This window comes from Mesorhizobium sp. M2C.T.Ca.TU.002.02.1.1 (assembly GCF_003997225.1).
In genome coordinates this window covers 1-2,426 of the sequence record NZ_RZTO01000879.1, presented here as the reverse complement: position 1 = coordinate 2,426, position 2,426 = coordinate 1, and the positions used below count along the sequence as shown (strand labels likewise).

The 2,426-nt window shown below is 63.8% G+C and carries 1 pseudogene; it reads left to right on the top strand.

The features are described 5' to 3' along the window. A pseudogene (locus EOD07_RS30825) lies at positions 1 to 2,426 on the top strand (DNA-directed RNA polymerase subunit beta'); the annotation flags it as partial.

The window sequence follows — 2,426 nt, the reverse complement described above, 5'->3', positions numbered from 1 at the left end:
GCTCCAGCATGCGCTGGAGACCAAGGCCGTGACGCTGCACGCCAAGATCAAGGGCCGCTTCCGCACCGTCGACGCCGAAGGCAATGTCGTGTCGAAGATCTACGACACCACGCCTGGCCGCATGATCATCGGCGAGCTTCTGCCGAAGAACGTCAACGTGCCGTATGAGACCGCCAACCAGGAGATGACCAAGAAGAACATCTCCAAGATGATCGACACCGTCTACCGCCACTGCGGTCAGAAGGAGACGGTCATCTTCTGCGACCGCATCATGGCGCTGGGCTTCGCGCATGCCTGCCGTGCCGGCATTTCGTTCGGCAAGGACGACATGCTGATCCCGGACACCAAGCTGAAGCTTGTTTCCGACACCGAGGCTTTGGCCAAGGAATACGAGCAGCAGTACAATGACGGCCTGATCACGCAGGGCGAGAAGTACAACAAGGTCGTCGACGCCTGGGCCAAGTGCTCGGAAAAGGTCGCCGACGAGATGATGGCGCGCATCAAGGCGGTGGAATTCGAGGAGAACGGCCGTCAGAAGCCGATGAACTCGATCTACATGATGTCGCATTCGGGTGCGCGCGGTTCGCCCACCCAGATGCGCCAGCTCGCCGGCATGCGCGGCCTGATGGCCAAGCCGTCGGGTGAAATCATCGAGACGCCGATCATCTCGAACTTCAAGGAAGGCCTCACCGTGCTCGAGTACTTCAACTCGACCCACGGCGCCCGCAAGGGTCTGGCCGACACCGCCTTGAAGACGGCGAACTCGGGTTACCTCACCCGCCGTCTCGTCGACGTGGCGCAGGACTGCATCGTCAACTCCGTGGATTGCGGCACCGACAAGGGCCTCACCATGCAGCCGATCGTCGATGCCGGTCAGATCGTCGCTTCGGTCGGCCAGCGCGTGCTGGGCCGCACCGCGCTCGACGACATCAACCATCCGGTCTCCGGCGAATTGCTGGTCAAGGCCGGCAAGCTGATGGACGAGCGCGATGTGGAGCAGATCGAAAAGGCCGGCGTGCAGTCGGTCCGCATCCGTTCGGCGCTGACCTGCGAGGTCAGGACCGGCGTGTGCGCCGTCTGCTACGGACGCGACCTGGCTCGCGGTACTCCCGTCAACCAGGGCGAGGCCGTCGGCGTCATCGCGGCGCAGTCGATCGGCGAGCCGGGCACCCAGCTCACCATGCGTACCTTCCACATGGGCGGCACGGCGCAGGTGGTGGATTCTTCGTTCCTTGAAGCCTCCTATGAGGGCAAGGTGCAGATCCGCAACCGCAACGTGGTGCGCAACTCGGAAGGCCAGCAGATGGTCATGGGCCGCAACATGGCGGTGCTCATCCTCGATGAGACCGGCAAGGAGCGCGCCACGCACCGCGTCGCCTATGGTTCGCGCATCTTCGTGGACGATGGCGACAAGGTGAAGCGCGGCCAGCGTATCGCCGAGTGGGATCCCTACACCCGCCCGATCCTCACCGAAATCGAGGGTCGCGTGGCGTTCGAGGATCTGGTCGACGGCATTTCCGTCCAGGAAACGGCCGACGAGTCGACCGGCATCACCAAGCGTGAGGTCATCGACTGGCGTTCGACGCCGCGCGGCAGCGACCTGAAGCCCGCGATCGTCATCCAGGACGCCAAGGGCAAGGTCGGCAAGCTGTCGAAGGGCGGCGATGCGCGCTTCCTGCTCTCGGTCGAGGCCATCCTCTCGGTCGAGCCGGGCGCCCATGTGAAGCCGGGCGACGTGCTGGCGCGTATCCCGATGGAAAGCGCCAAGACCAAGGACATCACCGGTGGTCTGCCGCGTGTCGCGGAACTGTTCGAGGCTCGCCGTCCGAAGGATCACGCCATCATCGCCGAGATCGATGGCACGATCCGCTTCGGCCGCGACTACAAGAACAAGCGCCGCATCATCATCGAGCCGCATGACTCGACGCTGGAGCCGGTGGAGTACCTGATCCCGAAGGGCAAGCCGTTCCATCTCCAGGACGGCGACGTCATCGAGAAGGGCGACTACATCCTCGACGGCAATCCGGCGCCGCACGACATCCTGGCGATCAAGGGCGTGGAGGCGCTGGCCTCCTACCTCGTCAACGAGATCCAGGAGGTCTACCGTCTGCAGGGCGTGTCGATCAACGACAAGCACATCGAGGTGATCGTTCGCCAGATGCTGCAGAAGGTCGAGATCACGACGCAGGGCGACTCGACCTACATCCCGGGCGACCATGTCGACGTGATCGAGCTGGAAGAGGTCAACGAGCGCCTGATCGAGGACGGCAAGAAGCCGGCCGAAGGTCAGCCGGTGCTGCTCGGCATCACCAAGGCCTCGCTGCAGACGCCGTCCTTCATCTCGGCCGCCTCCTTCCAGGAGACGACTAGGGTGCTCACAGAGGCAGCGGTTGCCGGCAAGACCGACATGCTGCAGGGCCTGAAGG